The sequence below is a fragment of the Agromyces mediolanus genome (assembly GCF_023715325.1).
Lineage (GTDB): Bacteria > Actinomycetota > Actinomycetes > Actinomycetales > Microbacteriaceae > Agromyces > Agromyces mediolanus_A.
In genome coordinates, this window is the sequence record NZ_JAMBNX010000002.1 from 468234 (window position 1) to 489565 (window position 21332).

General features: G+C 72.6%; 20 protein-coding genes. 16 read left to right on the plus strand and 4 right to left on the minus strand.

All coding sequences use genetic code 11. From position 1 onward, the window contains the following. The first annotated feature begins 9 nt into the window (after positions 1 to 9). Both pgsA and M3147_RS05945 read left to right on the plus strand, forming a co-directional pair. Positions 10 to 615, plus strand: coding sequence for a CDP-diacylglycerol--glycerol-3-phosphate 3-phosphatidyltransferase (gene pgsA / locus M3147_RS05940; protein ID WP_251202546.1), 606 nt, complete (start codon positions 10 to 12; stop codon positions 613 to 615). Beyond that, entirely contained in the window at positions 612 to 1148 is a 537-nt protein-coding gene (locus tag M3147_RS05945) for a CinA family protein (RefSeq protein WP_251202547.1), read from the plus strand. Before pgsA ends, M3147_RS05945 begins: the two co-directional genes overlap by 4 nt. Here the strand turns inward: M3147_RS05945 and M3147_RS05950 are convergent. After that, a complete protein-coding gene (locus tag M3147_RS05950; RefSeq protein WP_251202548.1) occupies positions 1145 to 1831 on the minus strand; it encodes a response regulator in 687 nt (228 codons plus the stop codon). The genes M3147_RS05945 and M3147_RS05950 overlap by 4 nt on opposite strands. After that, positions 1828 to 3429, minus strand: coding sequence for an ATP-binding protein (locus M3147_RS05955; protein ID WP_251202549.1), 1602 nt, complete (start codon positions 3427 to 3429; stop codon positions 1828 to 1830). Before M3147_RS05955 ends, M3147_RS05950 begins: the two co-directional genes overlap by 4 nt. 183 nt (positions 3430 to 3612) lie before the next feature. Here M3147_RS05955 and M3147_RS05960 point away from each other — a divergent pair, with 183 nt between their 5' ends. From M3147_RS05960 to M3147_RS06010, 11 genes are all read left to right on the plus strand, one after another. After that, positions 3613 to 4671 carry a Bug family tripartite tricarboxylate transporter substrate binding protein gene (locus tag M3147_RS05960; protein ID WP_251202550.1) on the plus strand — a complete coding sequence of 353 codons (1059 nt, stop codon included), beginning with the start codon at positions 3613 to 3615 and terminating at the stop codon, positions 4669 to 4671. Next, positions 4668 to 5222: a tripartite tricarboxylate transporter TctB family protein gene (locus tag M3147_RS05965; protein ID WP_251202551.1), complete on the plus strand. Its 555-nt coding sequence runs from the start codon at positions 4668 to 4670 to the stop codon at positions 5220 to 5222. Before M3147_RS05960 ends, M3147_RS05965 begins: the two co-directional genes overlap by 4 nt. Further along, positions 5215 to 6774 (plus strand): tripartite tricarboxylate transporter permease, encoded by a 1560-nt coding sequence (locus M3147_RS05970; protein ID WP_251202552.1) that lies wholly within the window; start codon positions 5215 to 5217, stop codon positions 6772 to 6774. The genes M3147_RS05965 and M3147_RS05970 overlap by 8 nt, the downstream gene beginning before the upstream one ends. Before the next feature lie 213 nt (positions 6775 to 6987). After that, a complete protein-coding gene (locus tag M3147_RS05975) occupies positions 6988 to 7296 on the plus strand; it encodes a helix-turn-helix domain-containing protein (RefSeq protein ID WP_251202553.1) in 309 nt (102 codons plus the stop codon). Positions 7297 to 7387: 91 nt separating this feature from the next. Next, positions 7388 to 7618 (plus strand): DUF3046 domain-containing protein, encoded by a 231-nt coding sequence (locus M3147_RS05980; protein ID WP_251202554.1) that lies wholly within the window; start codon positions 7388 to 7390, stop codon positions 7616 to 7618. Positions 7619 to 7882: 264 nt separating this feature from the next. Next, the gene (gene recA / locus M3147_RS05985; RefSeq protein WP_230766598.1) at positions 7883 to 8947 is read left to right on the plus strand and encodes a recombinase RecA; all 1065 of its coding nucleotides are present in this window, start codon (positions 7883 to 7885) and stop codon (positions 8945 to 8947) included. Positions 8948 to 8952: 5 nt separating this feature from the next. Beyond that, positions 8953 to 9843, plus strand: coding sequence for a regulatory protein RecX (locus M3147_RS05990; RefSeq protein ID WP_251202555.1), 891 nt, complete (start codon positions 8953 to 8955; stop codon positions 9841 to 9843). A gap of 12 nt (positions 9844 to 9855) precedes the next feature. Continuing rightward, a complete protein-coding gene (miaB, locus tag M3147_RS05995) occupies positions 9856 to 11457 on the plus strand; it encodes a tRNA (N6-isopentenyl adenosine(37)-C2)-methylthiotransferase MiaB (RefSeq protein ID WP_251202556.1) in 1602 nt (533 codons plus the stop codon). Position 11458: 1 nt separating this feature from the next. Then, complete coding sequence (miaA, locus tag M3147_RS06000; RefSeq protein WP_251202557.1) at positions 11459 to 12379, plus strand: tRNA (adenosine(37)-N6)-dimethylallyltransferase MiaA; 921 nt, start codon at positions 11459 to 11461, stop codon at positions 12377 to 12379. A gap of 5 nt (positions 12380 to 12384) precedes the next feature. Then, the gene (gene dapF, locus M3147_RS06005; RefSeq protein ID WP_251202558.1) at positions 12385 to 13266 is read left to right on the plus strand and encodes a diaminopimelate epimerase; all 882 of its coding nucleotides are present in this window, start codon (positions 12385 to 12387) and stop codon (positions 13264 to 13266) included. Beyond that, entirely contained in the window at positions 13263 to 14522 is a 1260-nt protein-coding gene (locus M3147_RS06010; protein ID WP_251202559.1) for an MFS transporter, read from the plus strand. The genes dapF and M3147_RS06010 overlap by 4 nt, the downstream gene beginning before the upstream one ends. A 43-nt stretch (positions 14523 to 14565) precedes the next feature. Here the strand turns inward: M3147_RS06010 and M3147_RS06015 are convergent, their stop codons facing one another. Beyond that, positions 14566 to 15180: a class I SAM-dependent methyltransferase gene (locus tag M3147_RS06015; RefSeq protein ID WP_251202560.1), complete on the minus strand. Its 615-nt coding sequence runs from the start codon at positions 15178 to 15180 to the stop codon at positions 14566 to 14568. 42 nt (positions 15181 to 15222) lie between these two features. Here M3147_RS06015 and hflX point away from each other — a divergent pair, with 42 nt between their 5' ends. The 3 genes from hflX (at position 15223) to metE (ending at position 20518) form a co-directional block, all read left to right on the plus strand. Further along, positions 15223 to 16749 (plus strand): GTPase HflX, encoded by a 1527-nt coding sequence (gene hflX / locus M3147_RS06020; RefSeq protein WP_251202561.1) that lies wholly within the window; start codon positions 15223 to 15225, stop codon positions 16747 to 16749. Positions 16750 to 17127: 378 nt separating this feature from the next. Further along, positions 17128 to 18081, plus strand: coding sequence for a methylenetetrahydrofolate reductase (locus M3147_RS06025; protein ID WP_251202562.1), 954 nt, complete (start codon positions 17128 to 17130; stop codon positions 18079 to 18081). Positions 18082 to 18184: 103 nt separating this feature from the next. Beyond that, complete coding sequence (gene metE, locus M3147_RS06030) at positions 18185 to 20518, plus strand: 5-methyltetrahydropteroyltriglutamate--homocysteine S-methyltransferase (RefSeq protein ID WP_251202563.1); 2334 nt, start codon at positions 18185 to 18187, stop codon at positions 20516 to 20518. A gap of 102 nt (positions 20519 to 20620) precedes the next feature. Here metE and lexA read toward each other — a convergent pair whose 3' ends face one another. Further along, positions 20621 to 21310, minus strand: a complete 690-nt coding sequence (gene lexA, locus M3147_RS06035; protein ID WP_251202564.1) for a transcriptional repressor LexA — start codon at positions 21308 to 21310, stop codon at positions 20621 to 20623. Positions 21311 to 21332: the final 22 nt, after the last annotated feature.

A 21332-nucleotide genomic window follows, 5' to 3' on the forward strand; every position in this document is an offset into this window, starting at 1 on the left:
CTTGGCCCTATGACCTCCTCCGCCGAAGGGCGTGCTCGACCGGCGAACTGGAACCTGCCGAACGCGATCACGGTCGTGCGCATCCTGCTCGCACCGATCTTCTTCTGGTTGGTGCTCGCCGATGCGGGCGAGGGCGGCGGCCTGCGCTGGGCGGCGACCGCACTCTTCGTGGTCGCGATCGCCACCGACGGCATCGACGGGCACATCGCCCGAAGCCGCGGGCTCGTCACCGACCTCGGCAAGATCCTCGATCCCATCGCCGACAAGCTCCTCACGAGCGGCGCGCTCATCTGCCTCTCGATCCTCGCCGAGGTGCCCTGGTGGGTGACCGGACTGATCGTGCTCCGCGAGGTGGGCATCACGGTCTGGCGGTTCGTGGAGCTCGGCCGGGGCAACGTGGTGCCGGCGTCCTCAGGGGGCAAGCTGAAGACCGTCGTGCAGGCGGTCGCGATCTCGGTCGCGCTCGCGCCGCTGCCGGTGCTCTTCGGCGAGTGGATGGCCTGGGTGAACGCGGTGCTCATCGCTGCGGCGCTCGTGCTCACCGTCTGGTCCGGCCTGCTGTACGTGCGTGACGCGGTCCGGCTCGCCCGTACGGGGCGCGCAGGGCGCGCATGAGCGACGGCGCGGATGCCTCGGCCGATCCCGCACTCCGGGTCGTCGGGGCCGCATCCGCCGACGAGACGGCCGCGCTCGTCGCCGAGCTGACCCGTCACGGCCTGCGCCTCGCGATCGCCGAGTCGCTCACCGGGGGACTCCTGGCCGCCGAGCTCATCCGCATCCCCGGTGCCTCGGCCGTCGTCAACGGCGGCATCGTCGCCTATGCCACGCCCCTCAAGCACCGACTCCTCGGCGTCGATGCCGAGCTCCTGGCGGTCGAGGGCGCGGTGCATCCCGAGGTCGCCAGGCAGATGGCCCGTGGCGCCCGTTCGGCACTCGCCGTCGGAGGCCGCGACGCGGAGCTCGGCATCGCCACGACCGGGGTCGCCGGGCCGGACCCGCAGGACGGCCGGGCGCCCGGCACGGTGTACCTGGGTCTCAGCGGGCCGGCGGGGGAGCGTGCGGTCGAACTCCGGCTGTCGGGCGATCGGGCGGAGATCCGCGCGGAGACGGTGCGCCGGGCCATTCGAGAGCTGCGCGCCGAGCTCTAGCGGGTCGAACGTCGCCGGTAGCGGTGCTCAGGGCGGCCCGCCGCGCCGTAGCGGGGGGCGACCTCGGCGGCGCCGATCGCCACGAGGTGCTCGAGGTAGCGCCTGGCGCTCACCCGACTCATGCCGAGCGATCGGGCGATCTCGGCGGCCGAGGCATCCGGTGCCGCGTTCGCGAGCTCGGCCGTCACCCGGCCGAGACTCACTCCCGACAGTCCCTTCGGCACCGCCGGCGAGCCGCTCGGCGCGGCCGCCGTGCCGAGCAGCCGGTCGACCTCCTGCTGGTCGAGCGCATCGGGCCGGCGCTCGCGGCGAAGATCGCGGCGCACCTCGTCGAGCCGCTCGCCGAGCGTCGCGCCGGTGAACGGCTTGACGAGATACTGGCGAACCCCGAGCAGCCGCGCCCGGCGCACCGTATCGAGGTCGCGCGCAGCGGTGACGGCGATGACCTCGACCTCGTCGCCCGACGCGCGCAGCGCGCGGAGCACCTCGAGGCCGCCGAGATCGGGCAGGTAGACGTCGAGCAGGACGAGCTCCGGACGGTGCTGTTCGATCGCGGCGAGGGCAGCGGCCCCGGTGTGGGCCTCGGCGACGACGACGAAGCCGGGCCTGGCGTCGACGAACGCCCGATTGACCTGGGCGACGGCGAAGTCGTCATCGACGATGACGACGCGGACGTCGCTCATGCGTCGGCCCTCGCACGGTCTCTGGCGGAGGGGAGCCGCACGACGAAGCGGGCGCCGCCGGCGGGGGAGGTGCCGGCCTCCGCGGTGCCTCCGAGCCGCTGCGCGATCCGCTGGACGATCGTGAGCCCGATGCCGCGGCGGGCTTTGCCCGGCGCCGGCGGCTTGTCGCTCACGTCCGGCTGGAAGATGGCGGCACGCCGCTCCGCGGGGACGCCCGGGCCGTCGTCGTCGACCTGCACGAGTACGACGTCGGGCTCGAGGTCGTCGCGAACGAGCAGTCGCACGCCGCCGCCGAGCACGCAGGCTTCGACGGCATTGTCGAGGAGGTTCGCCACGACGGTGCGGAGGTCGTCGGCCGCCGGGTGCCCGCTCTCGAGGTGGGAGGCGGGATCGACCTCGAGCCCGATGCCGAGCTCGTGGGCACGGGAGCGCTTGGCGAGCACGAGCGCGGCGGTCTCGGCGTCGGCGATGCCGCCGTGGTCGTGGAGCGAGCTGAGCGCGCCGCCCGCACCGACCCGTCCGATGAAGGCGGTCGCGGCCTCCAACTGCCCGAGCTCGATGAGCCCGCCGAGCACGTGCAGCGTGTTCGAGAACTCGTGCGACTGGGCGCGGAGATCGTCCGCGAGGCTCTGCGCGCCCTGCAGCTCGCGGAGCATGGTCTCGAGCTCGGTGCGGTCACGGAGGATCGCGATCCAGCCGACCTCGCGGCCGTCGACGCGGATGCGGTCGGCGTGCACGAGGAGCACGCGTTCACCCGAGAGCACCGGGGTCTCCGCGGGTTCGTCGGCGACGATGAAGCCCGCGAGCTCGCCGTCCAGCACCTCGTCGACCGCGCGGCCGAGCACCGCGCCGGCATCGACGCCGAGGAGACGGGCCGCCGCGTCGTTCACGAGCACGATGCGCCGCTCGCCGTCGAGGGCGACGAGGCCCTCCCGGATGCCGTGCAGCATCGCCTCGCGGGTCTCCAGCAGCCCCCGGATCTCCTCCGGTTCGAGGCCGTAGATGCGTCGCCGGATGAGCCCGCCGATCCACGCGGAGCCGAGCACTCCGACGAGGGTCGCCCCGACGAGCGCCGCGAAGAGCGCCCACAGGCCGCCGAGGAAGTCCTCGCGGAGTTCGGCCTCGAGGATCCCGACCGAGACCTGGCCGATCACGGTCGTCCCGTCCGCCGCGAAGATCGGCACCTTGACCCGCCAGGATTCGCCGAGCGTGCCCGTCTGCGTGCCGACGTAGATCCGGCCGGAGAGCGGAACAGAGGGGTCGGTCGAGACCCGCTCGCCGATCCGCTCGGGATCCGGGTGCGAGTAGCGGATGCCCTCGTCGTTCGCGACGACGACGTAGGTCACGTCGGAGGCCTCCCGGATGACCTCGGCGATCGGCTGGATCGTGCGCGAGGGCGCCTCATCGTCGAAGGCGTCGATGATCACGGGCAGCGAGGCGACGGACTGGGCCACGGCGACCATCCGGTCCTCGTACGACTCGCGGAGCTGCTGCTCCTGCAGCAGGGCGGCGACGAGCCCGGTGCCGACGACGGTGGCGAGCACGATCGTCACCTGCAGCAGCAGGAGCTGCATGCGCAGCGACATCGACCGGCCCACTGGAACAGTGTGCCGCACGCGGGGGCGGCTCCAGGCATCCGGAGCCGTGAACACTACGACCGAAACGACCGCAACGACCCTTACGACGCTTACGACCGCAGTGTTCCGCCTGGCGGAAGCGAAGCTCTAGCTTCGTGCCGTACCGATCGACCGGCCAGGGTGGCCGGCGCTCAAGGAGGAGTCTTGCGATCAGCATCCGGACCGCGGTCCGCGGTCCTTTCCCGACCCACAGCCCGGCGCTTCGGCGTCGCAACGCTCGCGCTCGCGACCGGACTCGGCCTCGCGGCCTGCTCCGCCACGGGAGCGCAGCCCACCGGCGGAGGTGACGCCGAGGCGGTGTCGCTCGACGCCGTCCAGCTCATCGCTCCGGCCGACCCGGGCGGCGGCTGGGACCAGACGGCCCGCGCCCTCGGAGAGGTGCTCACCAGCGAGGACCTTGTCGGCAAGGCGCCCGTCGAGAACATCGGCGGCGCCGGCGGCACCGTCGGGCTTGCGGCCCTCGCGAACGAGAAGGACCCGGCCACGCTCATGGTGACCGGCCTCGTCATGGTCGGTGCGGTCGAGACGAACGCCTCGCAGTCGCGCATCGAGGACGTCACCCCCATCGCCAGGCTCACCGAGGAGCCGCTCGTCGTGGTCGTGCCCTCGTCGTCGCCGTACGAGTCCGTCGGCGACCTCGTCGACGCGATCGTGAAGGAGGGCGCGGCGATCTCGGTCACCGGCGGCTCGGCCGGCGGTGCCGATCACATCCTGGCCGGCATGCTCGTCACCGAGGCGGGGGTCGACCCCGCCGATGTGCCGTCGACGCTGAACTACATCCCGAACTCGGGCGGCGGCGAAGCGGTCACCATGCTGCTCGGCGGCACCGTGCAGGCCGGCATCTCCGGCGTCGGCGAGTTCGTCGAGCAGGTCGAGGCGGGCGAGCTCCGTGCGCTCGCGGTCTCCTCGGGCGAGCCGAGCGAGCTGCTCCCCGAGGTGCCGACCCTCGCCGACGAGGGCTACGACATCGAGCTCACCAACTGGCGCGGGCTCCTCGCCCCTCCCGGCATCGACGACGCCGACCGTGAGGCGCTCGTCGAGCTCGTGACCGAGCTGAACGCCTCCGACGCATGGAAGACGACCCTGGCCGACAAGGGCTGGAGCGACGCCTTCCTCGTCGGCGACGAGTTCCAGGAGTTCCTCGACGGCAACATCACCGAGGTCACCGAGACGCTGCAGACGATCGGCCTGGTCGCGAAGTGACCGCCGAGACTCCGGACCCCGCCGGCACCCCCCGGCCGGCGGGGGCCGGACCCCGGCGACCGATCGGCGAACTCGCGTTCGCCGTCGTCTGCGCGCTCCTCGGCGTCGGCGTCATCGTCGGCGCCGGGGCCATCCGCGTTCCCCCCGGTTCGGCGAGCGTGCTCGGCCCGCGGGTCTTCCCGTACTTCGTCGGCGCGCTGCTGCTCGTCGCGGCGGTCGCGGTGATCGTCGCCATCGCGACCGGGCACCGGGGCCAGCCCGACGACGGGGAGGACGTCGACCCGAACGCGAAGACCGACTGGCGGGCGGTCGTACTGCTCGTCGCCGTGTTCTGCTCGCAGCTCGTGCTCATCGAGTTCGTCGGCTGGCCGATCGCGATCGCCGTCGTCTTCGCCGGGGCGGCGCTCACCCTCGGCGCGAAGCGCTGGTGGGTCGCCGTGCTCGTCGGGCTCGGGCTCGGGCTCGCCACGCAACTGCTCTTCGGGACCTGGCTGGGCCTCTCGCTCCCCGCCGGCCCCCTGCTCGACTGGATCCCGATCTTCAATGGATAGTCTCGCCGCCCTGCTCGAGGGCTTCGCCACGGCCCTGCAGCCGCAGTACCTGCTCTACGCCCTGTTCGGCGTGTTCGTCGGCACCGCGGTCGGCGTGCTGCCGGGCATCGGCCCGGCCATGACCGTCGCCCTCCTGCTGCCGCTCACCTACTCGCTCGATCCCACGGGCGCCCTCATCCTCTTCGCCGGCATCTACTACGGCGGCATGTACGGCGGCTCGACCACCTCGATCCTCCTGAACACCCCGGGGGAGTCCGCCTCGATCGTCACCGCGCTCGAGGGCAATCGCATGGCGAAGGCCGGTCGCGGAGCGGCCGCACTCGCGACGGCAGCGATCGGCTCCTTCGTCGCGGGCACGATCGCGACCGTGCTGCTGACATTCCTGGCGCCCGGCATCGCGAAGCTCGCCGTGCAACTGGGCCCGGCCGACTACTTCGCCCTGATGGTCGTGGCGTTCCTCACCGTGGGCGCCCTGCTCGGCTCGAGCGTGCCGCGCGGACTCGTCTCCCTCGGCCTCGGCCTCATGCTCGGCCTCGTCGGCACCGAGGTGCTCTCCGGCCAGCAGCGGTACACCTTCGGCGTGCCGAGCCTCGCCGACGGCATCGACGTCGTGCTGATCGCGGTCGGCCTCTTCGCCCTCGGCGAGACGCTGTACGTCGCCTCGCGCCTCCGGCACGGCGCGGTGCAGATCATCCCCGTCACCCGCGGATGGCGCAGCTGGATGACGCGCAGCGATTGGCGGCGCTCGTGGAAGCCGTGGCTGCGGGGCACCGCGATCGGCTTCCCGATCGGCACGATCCCCGCCGGTGGCGCCGACGTCGCGACCTTCCTCTCCTACGCGAGCGAGCGGAAGCTCGCCAAGGGGCGGGCCCGCGAGCAGTTCGGGCGCGGCGCGATCGAGGGCGTCGCCGGCCCGGAGGCCGCGAACAACGCGGCCGCCGCCGGGGTGCTCGTGCCGCTGCTGACGCTCGGCCTGCCGACCACGGCGACCGCGGCGATCATCATCTCCGCGTTCCAGTCCTACGGCATCCGCCCGGGTCCACTCCTCTTCGAGAACCAGTCGGGCCTCGTCTGGGCCCTCATCGCGAGCCTGTACATCGGCAACGTGCTGCTGCTCGTGCTGAACCTCCCGCTCGTCGGGATGTGGGTGAAGGTGCTGCGCATCCCGCGCCCGTACCTCTACGCCGGCATCCTGGCCTTCGCCGGCCTCGGCGCATACGCCCTGCACTTCAACGTCTTCGACACGCTCACCCTGCTCGTCGTCGGCGTCGCGGGCTTCCTCATGCGACGCTACGGCTACCCCGTCGCCCCGATGGTCGTCGGCGGCATCCTCGGGCCGATGGCCGAGGAGCAGCTGCGCAAGTCGATGGCGATCAGCCAGGGGGATCTCCTCTACCTCGTGCACAGCCCCTTCGCGATCGTCGCGTACTCGACGATGGCCGTGATCGTCGTCACCGGCATCTGGCTGAAGCGCCGCCGGGCGAAGCTCGAGGCTGCGCCGAAGCTCGTGCCGACCTCGGCGATCCAGGCGATCGACGAACCGACGAAGTGACTCCGCGCGACGCCGGACGGGCCTCGCGGCGATCCCGCCGGATCGCCGCGGGGACCTGCGGAATACCGACCGGTTCCGAGCCGTTACATGTGACGAGTTCACACGGGAATTCCAGTGTGCAAGGCTAGAGTCTGACTCACGGGAGACGTCGGTTAGACTGACCCTCCCGTTCCGGTCCATCCGGACCGAGAGGCAGAAGAGAAGGAGGTTCCGATGGTTCTGGTTCGTCAGGAGATCGGCGATGTGCTGAGGGACTTCCGGCTGCAGAAGGGGCGCACCCTTCGTCAGGTGGCGTCCAAGGCGTCCGTCGCTCTCGGTTACCTCAGTGAGGTCGAACGTGGGCAGAAGGAAGCATCGAGCGAGATCCTCGCCTCGGTCGCCGAAGCGCTCGACACTCCCATCTCGGTGATCATGCACGAGGTCGGCGACCGCATCGCCGTCCTCGAGGGCGTCACCGCGGTGCCCGACAGCCTGCCCGACGAGCTCGTCGCCGAGTTCGACGCAGACATGATGGTGCGCTGAGCCACGTTCTCAGTGCTCCCCGATTTCCCGAACGGCCGGTCATCGACCGGCCGTTCGGCTGTTCCGGCCGCGCGGCCGTCAGGAGGTCGACGTGAAGCTCAGCGAATTCCAGCTCGCCGTCGCTGAGGAGTTCGGCGAGGGGTACGGCGGGGTCCTGGTCGCCGACCTGGCGCTCGCGCCGTTCGGCGGTCGCACCGCCAAGGAGGCCCTCGCCGACGGGGTTCCGGCGCGCGAGGTCTGGGCTGCGCTCTGCGAGGCGACGGATGTCCCGATGCCCCATCGCCACGGGCCCGCGATCCGCGAGCCGCGCACCGCGAGCTGAGATCGACCGAAGATCTGTTCGACACGCCGAGTCGGGTTCGAACATGCGTTCGGTGCTGCGGTACTGTCCTCAACAGGTGAGGTGTTCCACGGATCCGTCCACGGTCCACCGCCTTCGGCACCCGGTGTCGGTGGCGGTGACTAGCGTCGGAGGCGTCGGATCTTCCGATCCGAACCAGCCTTGTCGTAAGGCGGGCGGGGTCACGGCCCCGCTCGAGGCGCGACAGCCTAGAGGCAGCCGACCGAATCAGAAGGAGCCCACCTCATGCCCTCTCCCGCAGACCGCGAGAAAGCCCTCGAGACCGCACTCGCCCAGATCGATCGCCAGTTCGGCAAGGGCTCCGTCATGCGCCTCGGCAGTGAAGAACGCGCCCCGGTCGAGGTGATCCCGACCGGCTCCATCGCCCTCGACGTCGCGCTCGGCGTCGGCGGCCTGCCCCGCGGCCGCATCATCGAGATCTACGGCCCGGAGTCCTCGGGCAAGACCACGCTCACCCTGCACGCCATTGCGAACGTGCAGCGCGCGGGCGGCATCGCCGCCTTCGTCGACGCCGAGCACGCGCTCGACCCCGACTATGCGAAGAAGCTTGGGGTCGACATCGACTCGTTGCTCGTCTCGCAGCCCGACACGGGTGAGCAGGCGCTCGAGATCGCCGACATGCTCGTCCGTTCCGGGTCGATCGACCTCGTCGTCATCGACTCCGTCGCCGCGCTCGTGCCCCGCGCCGAGATCGAGGGCGAGATGGGCGACTCGCACGTCGGTCTCCAGGCCCGCCTCATGTCGCAGGCGCTCCGCAAGCTGACCGGTGGGCTCAACCAGACGAACACCACCATGATCTTCATCAACCAGCTCCGCGAGAAGATCGGCGTGTTCTTCGGTTCCCCCGAGACGACCGCCGGCGGCAAGGCGCTGAAGTTCTACGCCTCGGTGCGCCTCGACATCCGTCGCATCGAGACCCTGAAGGACGGCACCGAGGCGGTCGGCAACCGCACCCGCGTCAAGGTCGTCAAGAACAAGATGGCCCCGCCCTTCAAGCAGGCCGAGTTCGACATCCTGTACGGCGTCGGCATCTCCCGCGAGGGCTCGCTCATCGACTACGGCGTCGACCAGGCCATCGTGAAGAAGTCCGGAGCGTGGTACACCTACGACGGCGACCAGCTCGGCCAGGGCAAGGAGAACGCGCGCAACTTCCTCCTGCAGAACCCCGACATCGCCGCCGACATCGAGCAGAAGATCCTCGTGAAGCTCGGTATCGGCAAGCAGGGCCAGCAGGCCGCCGAGACCGGCGGCAACGTCGAGTCCATCGACGCGAAGCGTCGGGGCGCCTGAGCCAGATGAGCCGTCGGCACGAGCCGGGTGACGGGCGCGAGCGCTCGGGGGCGGTCGGTCAGCCGACCGACTCCGAGCGTCTCGCGCCCGTCGCGTACCTGCCGTGGGCGGTCCCCGGGGTCGAGCCGGGTGCCGTCCCGACGGGTCGGTCCGGCGGAACCGGCCCGCAGCGCCCTGCGTCGCAGTCGTCGGCAGGGGGCCCGGGCGCAGCACCGCCGGCGCCCGCACCGCGCTCGGCCGCCCCACGGTCGCGCGACGCCGAGGGGCGAGCCCGCCGTGGCAGCGAGTGGTCGCACCTCGTGGCCGTGACGCCGGAGTCCTCCGATGAGGGGAGTGCGCCGCATCCGGGCGGTCGCTCGGGCCCGAAGGGCAGCCGGGGGCGCCGCCGTCCGGCAGACGAGATCACCGAGACCGACGAGCCGGGTCCCGAGCGCGACGAGCGCATCGATCGCATCGTCGTCGGAAGACTCCGGCGCTCGGCGCTGTCGGTGTCCGAAGTGCGCGCCGTGCTGGTGGAGCACGGGCTCGACGATCTCGAGGTCGAGGAGTGGCTCGAGCGCTACGAGCGCCTCGGCTATCTCGACGACGCGCGGCTCGCCGAGCAGCTCGTGCACAGCCACGGCGAGCGACGCGGTCGGGGGAGCGGGGCGATCCTCGCCGAGCTCGGCCGGCGCGGCGTCGATGCCGCGGTGGCGCGCGAAGCCGTCGGTGAGCTCGATCCCGACATCGAGCTCACGAACGCGATCGCGGTGGCCGAGCGCCGCGCGCGGCAGCTGGGCGGGCTCGATCGCACGGTCGCCGAGCGCCGGCTCTCGGCATTCCTTGCCAGGCGGGGCTACCCGGGGGACGTCGTGCGGGAGGCGGTGGCGACGGCGCTGCCTCGTGAACGCTCGTAGACTGGGGCGATCATGAGCACGCTTCACGAGGTCTCGCCGGGCGAGGCCGTCCCCGTCCAGGCAGAGTCCGCCCCCCGCACCTACGAGGTGCGCACCTTCGGCTGTCAGATGAACGTGCACGACTCCGAGCGGCTCTCCGGCTCGCTCGAAGCGGCCGGCTACGTGCCGGCGAACGGCGCCGAGGCCGATGTGGTCGTGATCAACACCTGCGCGGTGCGCGAGAACGCCGACAACAAGCTGTACGGCAACCTCGGCCACCTCGCCGGCGTGAAGCGACGACACGCGGGCATGCAGATCGCGGTCGGCGGCTGTCTCGCCCAGAAGGACAAGAACGTCATCCTCGAGAAGGCGCCGTGGGTCGACGTCGTCTTCGGCACGCACAACATGGGTGCCCTGCCGAGCCTGCTCGAGCGGGCGCGCCACAACGACGAGGCGCAGCTCGAGATCCTCGACGCGCTCGAAGTCTTCCCCTCCACCCTGCCGACGAAGCGCGACTCCACCTACAGCGGCTGGGTGTCCATCTCGGTCGGCTGCAACAACACCTGCACGTTCTGCATCGTGCCCGCCCTGCGCGGCAAGGAGAAGGACCGCCGCCCCGGCGAGATCCTCGCCGAGGTGCAGGCGCTCGTCGACGACGGCGCCATCGAGGTCACGCTGCTCGGGCAGAACGTCAACTCCTACGGCGTCGAGTTCGGCGACCGGCACGCGTTCGGCAAGCTCCTCCGGGCCGCCGGCCAGATCGACGGGCTCGAGCGCATCCGCTTCACGAGCCCGCACCCCGCCGCCTTCACCGACGACGTCATCGACGCCATGGCCGAGACGCCGAACGTCATGCCGCAGCTGCACATGCCGCTCCAGTCGGGCTCCGATCGCATTCTCAAGGCCATGCGGCGCTCCTACCGCTCCGAGCGATTCCTCGGCATCCTCGACCGTGTGCGGGCGAAGATCCCGAACGCGGCGATCTCCACCGACATCATCGTCGGCTTCCCGGGTGAGACCGAGGAGGACTTCCAGGAGACGCTGCGCGTCGTCGAGGCGGCCCGCTTCGCGTCCGCGTTCACCTTCCAGTACTCGATCCGCCCGGGCACCCCCGCCGCCACGATGGAGGAGCAGGTGCCGAAGGAAATCGTGCAGGAGCGGTACGAGCGGCTCATCGCCCTCCAGGAGCGCATCTCCTGGGAAGAGAACCAGCGCCTCATCGGCCGCACCGCCGAAGTGCTCGTCGCGACGGGCGAGGGCAAGAAGGACGCCGAGACGCATCGGCTCTCGGGCCGCGCCGAAGACAGCCGGCTCGTGCACTTCGAAGTTCCCGAGGGCTCCGAGGTCCCGCGACCCGGCGACGTCGTCACGGTCGTCATCTCGCAGGCGGCGCCGTTCCACCTCATCGCCGATTCGCCCGACGGCGCGCCCCTCGTCGTCCGGCGCACCCGCGCCGGCGACGCCTGGGACCGTGCCCAGGCCGAGAGCTGCGGCGTGCCGTCCGACGGCGCCGCCGCGGGCGCCCCCGGTCCCGTCTCGCTCGGGCTGCCCGCCGTGCGCGTCTCACGCGAGCCGCTCGTCTCCCCGGGCGTCGGCACCATGCCGATCTACGACCCCACCGACGGTCAGCGCTGACGTGACGCTCGTCGCGGTGGTCGGCGCCACCGGCACCGGCAAGTCGGCCTTCGCCCTCGACCTCGCCGAGGCGTATGCGCGCACCGGACGGCGCGCCGAGATCGTGAACGCCGACGCCATGCAGCTGTACCGCGGCATGGACATCGGCACCGCGAAGCTCCCCGTCGCGGAGCGCCGGGGCATCCCGCACCACCTGCTCGACGTGCTCGACGTGACCGCCGAGGCCTCCGTCGCCGCGTACCAGCGCGACGCGCGCGCGGCCGTCGACCGCATCACGGCCGACGGGGGCGTCGCCGTGCTCGTCGGCGGATCCGGCCTGTACGTCTCGAGCGTGATCCACGACTTCCGCTTCCCAGGCACCGACCCGGCGGTGCGCGCCCGGCTCGAGGCCGAACTCGCCGAGCGGGGGCCGGGGCTGCTGCACGCCCGGCTGCGCGAGATCGACGCCGAGACGGCGTCGGGGGTCGACGCGCAGAACGGCCGGCGCATCGTGCGGGCGCTCGAGGTGATCGAGGTGACCGGTGAGCCCAAGGCGGCCCGCCTCCCCGACGAGCCGGTGCCGTGGCGTCCGCACCGCATCGTGCACCTCCGCAGCGAGCGCGCCGCCCTCGTCGCTCGGCTCGACGAACGGGTCGGGCAGATGTGGCGCGACGGCCTGGTCGACGAGGTCGCCGGGCTCGTGCCCCTCGGGCTCGAGCGCGGAGTGACCGCGCGCAAGGCCATCGGGTACGCGCAGGCGCTCGCGGAGTTGGCGGGACGGATGCCCCGGGCCGAGGCGATCGCGGAGACCCAGCAGCTCACCAGGGTGTACGCCAGGCGCCAGGTGGGCTGGTTCAAGCGCTACCGGGACGCCGCCGTGCTCGACCCCCTCGACGACGTCGCCCGCGCCGCCGAGCTCGCCCGACTCGCCGCCCTAGACTGAAGCGCATGTCGTTCGATCTCAGGTTCACCAAGGGGCAGGGCACCGGCAACGACTTCGTGCTCTTCGCAGATCCCGAGGGCGACCTCGAACTGACCCCCGAGCAGATCCGGGCGGTCTGCGACCGGCGCTTCGGCGTCGGCGCCGACGGCGTCATCCGCGCGGTCCGCAGCCGCAACCTCGAGGCCGGGGCAGACGCCCTCGCCGAGGACGCCGCGGCCGTCTGGTTCATGGACTACTGGAACGCCGACGGCTCCGTCTCCGAGATGTGCGGCAACGGCATCCGCGTCTACGCCGCGTACCTGCTCGACCAGGGCCTCGCCGAGCTGCCCGACGGCGGCGAACTGGTCATCGGCACCCGCGCCGGGGTGCGGCACGTGCGCCGGGCCGGCAGCGGGTACCAGGCCGACCTCGGCGTCTGGCGCCTCGCCGGTGGCGAGCCGCTCGTGCGCGCGAAGAACCTTCCCGTCGCGAGGCCCGGCCTCGGGATCGACGTCGGCAACCCGCACGTCGTCGTCGCCCTCGCCGACGAAGCCGAGCTCGAGGGCCTCGACCTCGGCTACCTGCCGGTGCTCGATCCCGCACCCGAGGCCGGCGCGAACGTGGAGTTCGTGGTCCCGGCCGACCCGCTCGTCGAGGACGGCGTCGGACGCATCCGCATGCGCGTGCACGAGCGCGGCTCCGGCGAGACGCTGTCGTGCGGCACGGGCGCCGTCGCCTCGGCGCTGGCGGTCCGGCACTGGGCCGGCGCCGGCGCCCCCGACACGTGGCGGGTGCAGGTACCCGGCGGCGTGCTCGGCGTCCGCATGGTGAGCGCCCCCGACGGCGAGCACGTCTCACTGTCCGGCCCCGCCGAGCTCGTCTACGACGGCGTGCTCGCGCTCGCATGAGCGGACCCGACCGCCGCACGCCAGCCCGCTCAGCCTTTCCCTGGCTGCTCCTCGTCGGCATCTCGCTCGTCGCGCTGAACTTCCGCGGGCCGCTCGTCACGATCTCGCCCGTGATCGGCGACATCGAGCAGAGCCTCGGCATCACCCCGACGACCGCGGGCCTGCTGACGAGCCTGCCGGTGCTCTGCTTCGCCCTCGGCACGCCCGTCGCGGCCTGGACGATCCGACTGACCGGCGCCGAGCGCGCGGTGGCGATCGCGCTGGTCGGCACCCTGATCGGAACGATCATCCGCTCCGGCGGGACCACTGCGGCCGCCTTCGTCGGAACGATCGTGATCGGCATCGCCATCGCGATCGGCAACGTCGTCGTCCCCGTCGTGATCCGGCGCGACGTGCCGCCTGAGCGCGCCCAGCTCGTGACGGGCGTCTACTCGGCCATGATGAACGTCGGGTCGATGCTGACGATCGCGGCGACGGCACCGCTCGCCGCGCAGATCGGGTGGCAGTCGGCGACGGCCGTGTGGGGCGTGTTCATCCTCGTCGCGCTCGCGGTGTGGGGGGTCCACCTCCGCCGCACCGTCGCCGAGACCCGCGAGGCGCGGGCCGCCGAGGCGCTCGCGGTCACCGGCTCGCTGCAGGCCGTGACGGGCCCCGCCGGCGTCATCCCCGGGGAGCGCTCGGCCTGGCGCAACAGCATGACCTGGCTGCTCGCCGCCGCCTTCGCCACCCAATCCTTCTCCTACTACGGCCTGAGCGCCTGGCTGCCGAGCCTCTACGCGGACGAGCACGGGCTCGATGCGATCGCGGCGGGCAACGTCTCGTCACTGTTCCAGCTGGCCGCCGTCGCCGGGGCGCTCGGTGTCCCCTTCCTCGGCCGGGCGCGCCCGGTCTGGGTGCAGCCCGCGATCGTCGGGGTGCTCTGGATGAGCCTGCCGCTCGGGCTGCTGCTCGCGCCGGACGCCTACCTGATCTGGACCGTGACGGGCGGCATCGCCCAGGGCGGCGGCTTCGTCGTGATCATCGCGTCGGTGGTGCGGTTCACCCGCACCGACCGCGAGACCACGCAGATGTCCGCGCTCGTGCAGGCCGGCGGCTACCTGCTCGCGGCGACGGCGCCGCCGGTGCTCGGAGCGCTGCACGAGTCGACGGGCGGCTGGACGGCGCCGCTCCTCGCCGTGCTGGTGGCGACCGCCGGGTTCCTCGTGCTCACGAGCACCGCAGCGATCCGGGCGGCCCGCACCGGCGCCGCCGATTGACGACCGATCGCGGGCGCGATCGGGGCCGGCCCGCGCGAGCCGGCTACCCTGCTGGCCGGTGCACCTCCAGGAGCCGGAACCCCTTGTCCGTCGTGCGCCGCTCGACCGTGGTGCCGCTCGGCAGCGTCTCGCCGAGCCATCGCTGGAGGGAGTCGGCGCCGAGATTCTTCTGCACGACGAGCCACGCCGAGGCTCCGGCCTCCAGCCGGGGGAGCCAGGTGCCGAGGAGCTCGTGCAGGGGGGCCTTGCCGATCCGGATCGGCGGGTTCGACCAGATCGCGCGGAACGCGACGTCGTCGGGAACACCGGAGGGCAGCACGGCGTTGACATTCCTGAGGCCGAGCCTCGCGGCGTTGCGGCGCACGAGATCCAGGGCGCGTTCGTTGACGTCGACGGCCCAGACCGTCGCGTCGGGGGAGCGGAGGGCGAGGGTCAGCGCCATCGGGCCCCAGCCGCAGCCGAGATCGAGCAGATCACCGTCAGCGGGCGGCTCGGGCGCGTGCTCGAGGAGCACTCGGGTGCCGTGGTCGACATGCTCGGGACTGAACACCCCGGCGGCCGTGAGCAGCTCGAGTTCGCGCCCCGCCAGGCGCACCCGGACGGTGCGCAGCGCGTCCTCCGACGCGGGCTTGGACGAGAAGTAGTGCTCCTGAGACATACAGGGGAACCTATCGCACGAGGGAGAAGTAGGCTGGACACGATGAACGAAGCCCCAGAACAGCACCCCGACGACGCTGTCGAGCGCGTGCTGCGCTCGGCCGACACCCGCGCCGGCATCGCCCGGTTCGGCGCGGAGGCCGCCGCAGCCATCCAGAAGGACGGCGCGGATGCCTCGCCCTGGCAGTCCAGCGACGGCGAACAGCTCGACCGCGAGGAGCGTGCGGCGCTCCGCCGCGTGAGCGGCCTGTCGACCGAGCTCGAAGACGTCACCGAGGTCGAGTACCGCCAGCTCCGGCTGGAGAACGTCGTGCTCATCGGCGTCTACTCGCAGGGATCGCTCGACGACGCCGAGACCTCGCTGCGCGAGCTCTCGGCCCTCGCCGAGACCGCCGGCGCCCGGGTGCTCGACGGCGTGCTCCAGCGTCGCCCGCACCCCGACCCCGCCACCTATCTCGGTCGCGGCAAGGTCGAGGAGCTCCGCCACATCGTGGCCTCGCTCGGCGCCGACACCGTGATCGCCGACACCGAGCTCGCCCCGAGCCAGCGCCGCGCCCTGGAGGACGCGGTGAAGGTGAAGGTGATCGACCGCACCGCCGTCATCCTCGACATCTTCAGCCAGCACGCGAAGAGCCGCGAGGGCAAGGCGCAGGTCGAGCTCGCGCAGCTCGAGTACCTCCTGCCGCGCCTCCGCGGCTGGGGCGAATCGATGTCGCGCCAGGCCGGTGGACAGGTCGGCGGCGCCGGAGCGGGCATGGGCAGCCGCGGTCCCGGTGAGACGAAGCTCGAACTCGACCGGCGGCGCATCCACTCCCGGATGGCGAAGCTCCGCAAGCAGATCGTCGGCATGAAGCCGGCCCGTGAGGCCAAGCGCGCGAACCGCAAGCGCAACGCCGTGCCGTCCGTCGCGATCGCCGGGTACACGAACGCCGGCAAGTCGAGCCTCCTGAACCGCATCACCGGAGCGGGCGTCCTCGTCGAGAACGCGCTGTTCGCGACGCTCGACGCGACCGTGCGGCGCAACACGACCGCAGACGGCCGGGTGTACACGATCGCCGACACCGTCGGGTTCGTCCGCAACCTGCCGCACCAGCTCGTCGAGGCGTTCCGCTCGACGCTCGAAGAGGTCGGCGACGCCGACCTCATCGTCCACGTCGTCGACGCGGCGCACCCAGACCCGGCCGGGCAGATCGCCACCGTCCGCGACGTCATCGGCGAGGTCGGCGCGCGCGACGTGCCCGAACTCGTCGTGTTCAACAAGGCCGATCTCGTCACCGCCGAGGACCGCCTCGTGCTGCAGGGGCTGGAGCCCGACGCCGTCTTCGCTTCCGCGCGCACCGGCGAAGGGGTCGAGGCCGTGCTCGAGGCGATCGGGCGCATGCTGCCCGACCCGGCCGTCGAGGTCGAGCTGCTCGTCCCCTACGAGCGGGGCGACATCGTCTCCGCGCTGCACGAGACCTCGCGCGTCCTCGAGCTCGAGTACGTCGAGGAGGGCACCAGGGTGCGCGCCCTCGTCTCGCCCGAGCTCGCGGGGCAGCTGGCCGAGTTCCGGGCGCCGATCGCGGCGTAGCTCCGCTCAGCCCGAGCGCGCGGGGCAGCTGGCCGAGTTCCGGGCGCCGATCGCGGCGTAGCTCCGCTCAGCCCGAGCTCGCGGGGCAGCTGGTCGAGTTCCGGGCGCCGATCGCGGCGTAGCTCCGCTCAGCTGGTCGTGGACGCGCGCGGGACGCCGGGTCATCCGGCGTCCCGCGGCGTCATCCTCGGTCACACTGCTGCGGGCCGCGCCCCGTGGGCGTATCGTCGCTCGTGATCGTCGGCGACGGGCCGGATGCCCGCCGCCAGGAGCGACCGCCGAGCCCGGCACCCGCCCGCGAGCCCCACCCGCCGCTGTGCGGCGGTGGTCGCGGCAAGCCGTGCCATCGCCCATGCGGCATCCCCTCGAGGAGCCAGCATGACCGGAGCCGCAGGCGACTGTCCCGGCCGCCCGCCGATCTCCTTCGAGCTGTACCCGCCGCGCAGCGATGCCGCGGCGATCGCACTCGGACGCACGATCGATCGGCTGGCCGAGATCGATCCCGCCTTCATCTCCGTGACCTTCGGGGCCGGCGGCTCCTCGCGCGGACGGTCGCTCACGGTGCTCCGGTACATCCTCGAGCAGACGCACGTCGAGCCGATGGCGCACCTCACCTGCGTCGGCTCCTCGCACGCCGAGGCGAACCGCATCGTCCGCGAGTTCCTCGACGCCGGCATCACGAGCTTCCTCGCGCTCCGGGGCGACCCGCCCGAGGGCGGTGACGCGGATGCCGGACTGGGTGACCTCGGTTCGGCCGCGGAGCTCGTGCAGTTGATCCACCGGGTGCAGGAGGAGCGCGAGCCGTTCGGCCAGGCGGGCGTGCCCGGGGCGCCGCGCGCGCGACGCATCGGGGCTCGACCGCGGCCCGAACGGGTCGCCGTCGCGGCGTTCCCGACGGGGCATCCCCGCTCCCGCGGCCTCGCTCAGGACGTCGACGCCCTCCTCGCCAAGGAGGTCGCGGGGGCGACCCTCGCGATCACCCAGCTGTTCTGGCACGCCGACGACTACCTCGGCTTCGTGGAGCGGGCGCGGACGGCCGGGGTCTCGATCCCGATCCTGCCCGGGCTGATGCCCGTCACGACACCGGCCCGTCTCGCCCGGCTCACCGAGCTGACCGGCGTCGAGCCTCCCGCCGAACTGGCGATCGCGCTCGAGATCGAGCCGGACGCCCGGGCTCGCGCGGAGATCGGGGAGGCGCACGCGGCGGCCCTCGCCGCGGCCGTCCTCGAGGGCGGCGCCCCCGGGCTGCACCTGTACACCTACAACCGGCACGAGACGGTCCGCTCCGTGCTCGAGCGGATCGGCATCCACTCGGCCGCGACGCACGGCTGAGCCCGACCACAGACCCGGCCCTGGGCGATCGCCCCGGGCCCTCCCGGCGACCCGCGATCCGGCGGCTTCGCCGACCCTGCAGCACGACGAAAGGACGCAGCACATGACCGCACCCGCCTTCCCCGCGGGCACGATCCTCGGCTACCCCCGGATCGGCCGCCGCCGCGAGCTGAAGCGCGCCGTCGAGGCCTACTGGGCCGGGCGCATCGACGCCGCCGAACTCGATCGGCGCACGGCCGAGCTGCGGTCCGCGACGCGCGCGCGGCTCGTCGAGCTCGGCCTCGGCCGGGACGACTCGGCGATCCCCGACTCGTACGCCGCGTACGACCAGGTGCTCGACACCGCCCTCGCCGTCGGCGCGGTGCCCGAGCGGTTCGCACACCTGCGGGGGACCGACGGCTCGGTCGACCTCGACGGCGAGTTCGTGCTCGCCCGCGGGGAGGCGGGCGAGCCGCCGCTGGAGATGACGAAGTGGTTCGACACCAACTACCACTACCTCGTGCCGGAGCTCGCGCAGGACTCGGCGTTCGGCGCGCACCCCGAGCGGCTGGTGGCGCGCTTCACCGAGGCGCTCGCCGAGGGGGTGCTGACGCGACCGGTGCTCGTCGGACCGGTGACGCTCCTCGCGCTCGCGAAGCCCGCAGCGGAGGCGCCCGAGGGCTTCCGGCCGCTCGACGAGCTCGAGCGGGTGCTGCCCGTGTACGCCGAGCTCCTGGCCCGCCTCGCCGAGGCGGGTGCCGAGTGGGTGCAGCTCGACGAGCCGGCGCTCGCGAGCGAGAGCCTCGACGAGCCCCCGGCCCGGCTGCGTGAGGCCGCTGAGCGCGCGTATGCGGCGCTCGGTGCCGCGGTACATCGCCCCGCGCTGTTCGTCGCGGCGCCCTACGGGGGGATCGGCGAGGCGCTGGGCGTGCTCGCGGAAGCGCCGATCGAGGCGATCGGCCTGGACCTCGTCCGCGGCGAGCTCCCGAGCGGGCTCGACGACGGCGCCCGCCGGGCGCTCGCGGGCAAGACGCTCGTCGCGGGGGTCGTCGACGGTCGGAACATCTGGCGAGGCGACCTGGCGGCCGCATTCGAGCGGGCGAGCGCCCTCGAGGGGCTGGCTGGCTCACTCGCGATCTCGACCTCGACGTCGTTGCAGCACGTGCCGCACGATCTCGCCGACGAGGAGCGGCTCGACCCGCGACTGGCGAGCTGGCTCGCTTTCGCCGACCAGAAGGTCGCGCAGGTCGCGACGCTCGCTCGCGGCCTCGCCGAGGGGCGGGAGGCGATCGCGACGGAGCTCGAGGATGCCTCGGCCGCCCTCGTCGATCGCGCGGGCGCGCGGGGCGTGCGGGTTCCCGCCGTCCGAGACCGGCTCGCCGCGCTCTCCGACGCGGACTTCTCGCGTGTCGCCTACGGCGAACGGGTGGCGGCGCAGTCGGATCTCGCCCTGCCCCAGCTGCCGACGACGACGATCGGCTCGTTCCCGCAGACCGGCGAACTCCGCCGCGCCCGCGCGGAGCTCGCCAGCGGCGCGCTCGACGAGGCGGGCTACCGCACGCTCATCGAGCAGGAGATCGAGCGCGTGGTTCGGCTGCAGGAGGAGCTCGGCCTCGACGTGCTCGTGCACGGCGAGCCGGAGCGCAACGACATGGTGCAGTACTTCGCCGAGCTCCTCGACGGCTTCGCCGTCACCGAGCACGGCTGGGTGCAGTCGTACGGCTCGCGCTGCACGCGCCCGTCGATCCTCTGGGGCGACGTCTCCCGCCCGGCGCCGATGACGGTGGGCTGGTCCGCGTTCGCGCAGTCGCTCACCGAGCGGCACCTGAAGGGCATGCTGACGGGGCCCGTCACCATCCTCGCCTGGTCGTTCGTCCGCGACGACCAGCCGCTGGCCGAGACCGCGCGCCAGGTCGGCCTCGCGCTGCGCGACGAGGTCGCCGACCTGGAGGCGGCCGGCATCCGCATCATCCAGGTCGACGAACCCGCGCTCCGTGAGCTGCTGCCCCTGCGCCGGGCCGAGCAGCCCGCGTACCTCGACTGGTCGGTCGGCGCGTTCCGGCTCGCCACCGGCGGCGCCGCGCCGTCGACGCAGGTGCACACGCATCTCTGCTATTCGGAGTTCGGGGTCGTCATCGACGCGATCCGCGGGCTCGACGCCGATGTGACGAGCATCGAGGCCGCTCGGAGCCGGATGGAGGTGGTCGAGGATCTCGGGCGCAGCGGGTTCGACCACGGGGTCGGCCCCGGCGTCTACGACATCCATTCGCCGCGGGTGCCGGGCGAGGACGAGGTCCGCGAGCTCTTGGAGCGCGCGGTGGCGGAGGTGCCGGCGGCGAGGCTCTGGGTGAACCCGGACTGCGGCCTGAAGACGCGCGGCTACGAAGAGACGGTGGCGTCGCTCGGGCATCTCGTGGGCGCCGCCCGCGCGGTACGGGAGGCACTCGCCCGCGGTTGAGTCGAGCCCGCGGTCGAGCGCTGCGCCCACCGGCTCGCACGAGCTGCGACGAGGAACGGCCCGGGATGCGAGGCATCCCGGGCCGTTCCGTGTATCTCGCGGCTAGACCGCGCGGAGGACCGCGACGACCTTGCCGAGCACCTCGGCGTCGTCGCCGAGGATCGGTTCGAAGGCGCTGTTGCGGGGGAGCAGCCAGGTGTGTCCGTCGCGCTGGCGGAAGACCTTCACGGTCGCCTCCTCGTCGAGCATGGCGGCGACGATCTCGCCGTTCTCCGCGGTGCGCTGCGAACGCACGACCACCCAGTCGCCGTCGCAGATGGCGGCGTCGACCATCGAGTCGCCGACGACCTTCAGCATGAACAGCTCGCCCTTGCCCACGAGCTGACGGGGCAGCGGGAAGACCTCGTCGATCTGCTGCTCGGCGGTGATCGGGATGCCGGCGGCGATGCGGCCGACGAGGGGGACCATCGCCGCGTCACCGACCGGGATCGGCTCGCCCTCGCTCTGCGGTCGCTCGTCGGTGCCGGGCAGCTCGATCAGCACCTCGAGGGCGCGAGGCCGGTTCGGGTCGCGGCGGAGGTACCCGGCGAGCTCGAGCTGATTCAGCTGATGGGTCACGCTCGAGAGCGAGGAGAGGCCGACCGCGTCGCCGATCTCGCGCATGCTCGGCGGATAGCCGCGCGTCGCGACCGAGCGCTGGACGACCTCGAGGATCGAGATCTGCTTCGCGCTCAGGCTCTTTCGGCGGCGCGCACGTGCGGCCGGCTTGCTGCCCTCGGTCTCTGTGCTCACGTGCTGGCGCCCCTCGTCGGCG

What these genes read in the sequence shown, in the direction of transcription:
- pgsA (WP_251202546.1), top strand. Translation starts at nt 10, where the DNA reads ATGACCTCCTCCGCCGAAGGGCGTGCTCGACCGGCGAACTGGAACCTG.
- M3147_RS05945 (WP_251202547.1), top strand. Translation starts at nt 612, where the DNA reads ATGAGCGACGGCGCGGATGCCTCGGCCGATCCCGCACTCCGGGTCGTC.
- M3147_RS05950 (WP_251202548.1), bottom strand. Translation starts at nt 1,831, where the DNA reads ATGAGCGACGTCCGCGTCGTCATCGTCGATGACGACTTCGCCGTCGCC.
- M3147_RS05970 (WP_251202552.1), top strand. Translation starts at nt 5,215, where the DNA reads ATGGATAGTCTCGCCGCCCTGCTCGAGGGCTTCGCCACGGCCCTGCAG.
- M3147_RS05975 (WP_251202553.1), top strand. Translation starts at nt 6,988, where the DNA reads ATGGTTCTGGTTCGTCAGGAGATCGGCGATGTGCTGAGGGACTTCCGG.
- recA (WP_230766598.1), top strand. Translation starts at nt 7,883, where the DNA reads ATGCCCTCTCCCGCAGACCGCGAGAAAGCCCTCGAGACCGCACTCGCC.
- M3147_RS05990 (WP_251202555.1), top strand. Translation starts at nt 8,953, where the DNA reads ATGAGCCGTCGGCACGAGCCGGGTGACGGGCGCGAGCGCTCGGGGGCG.
- miaB (WP_251202556.1), top strand. Translation starts at nt 9,856, where the DNA reads ATGAGCACGCTTCACGAGGTCTCGCCGGGCGAGGCCGTCCCCGTCCAG.
- dapF (WP_251202558.1), top strand. Translation starts at nt 12,385, where the DNA reads ATGTCGTTCGATCTCAGGTTCACCAAGGGGCAGGGCACCGGCAACGAC.
- M3147_RS06010 (WP_251202559.1), top strand. Translation starts at nt 13,263, where the DNA reads ATGAGCGGACCCGACCGCCGCACGCCAGCCCGCTCAGCCTTTCCCTGG.
- M3147_RS06015 (WP_251202560.1), bottom strand. Translation starts at nt 15,180, where the DNA reads ATGTCTCAGGAGCACTACTTCTCGTCCAAGCCCGCGTCGGAGGACGCG.
- hflX (WP_251202561.1), top strand. Translation starts at nt 15,223, where the DNA reads ATGAACGAAGCCCCAGAACAGCACCCCGACGACGCTGTCGAGCGCGTG.
- M3147_RS06025 (WP_251202562.1), top strand. Translation starts at nt 17,128, where the DNA reads ATGACCGGAGCCGCAGGCGACTGTCCCGGCCGCCCGCCGATCTCCTTC.
- metE (WP_251202563.1), top strand. Translation starts at nt 18,185, where the DNA reads ATGACCGCACCCGCCTTCCCCGCGGGCACGATCCTCGGCTACCCCCGG.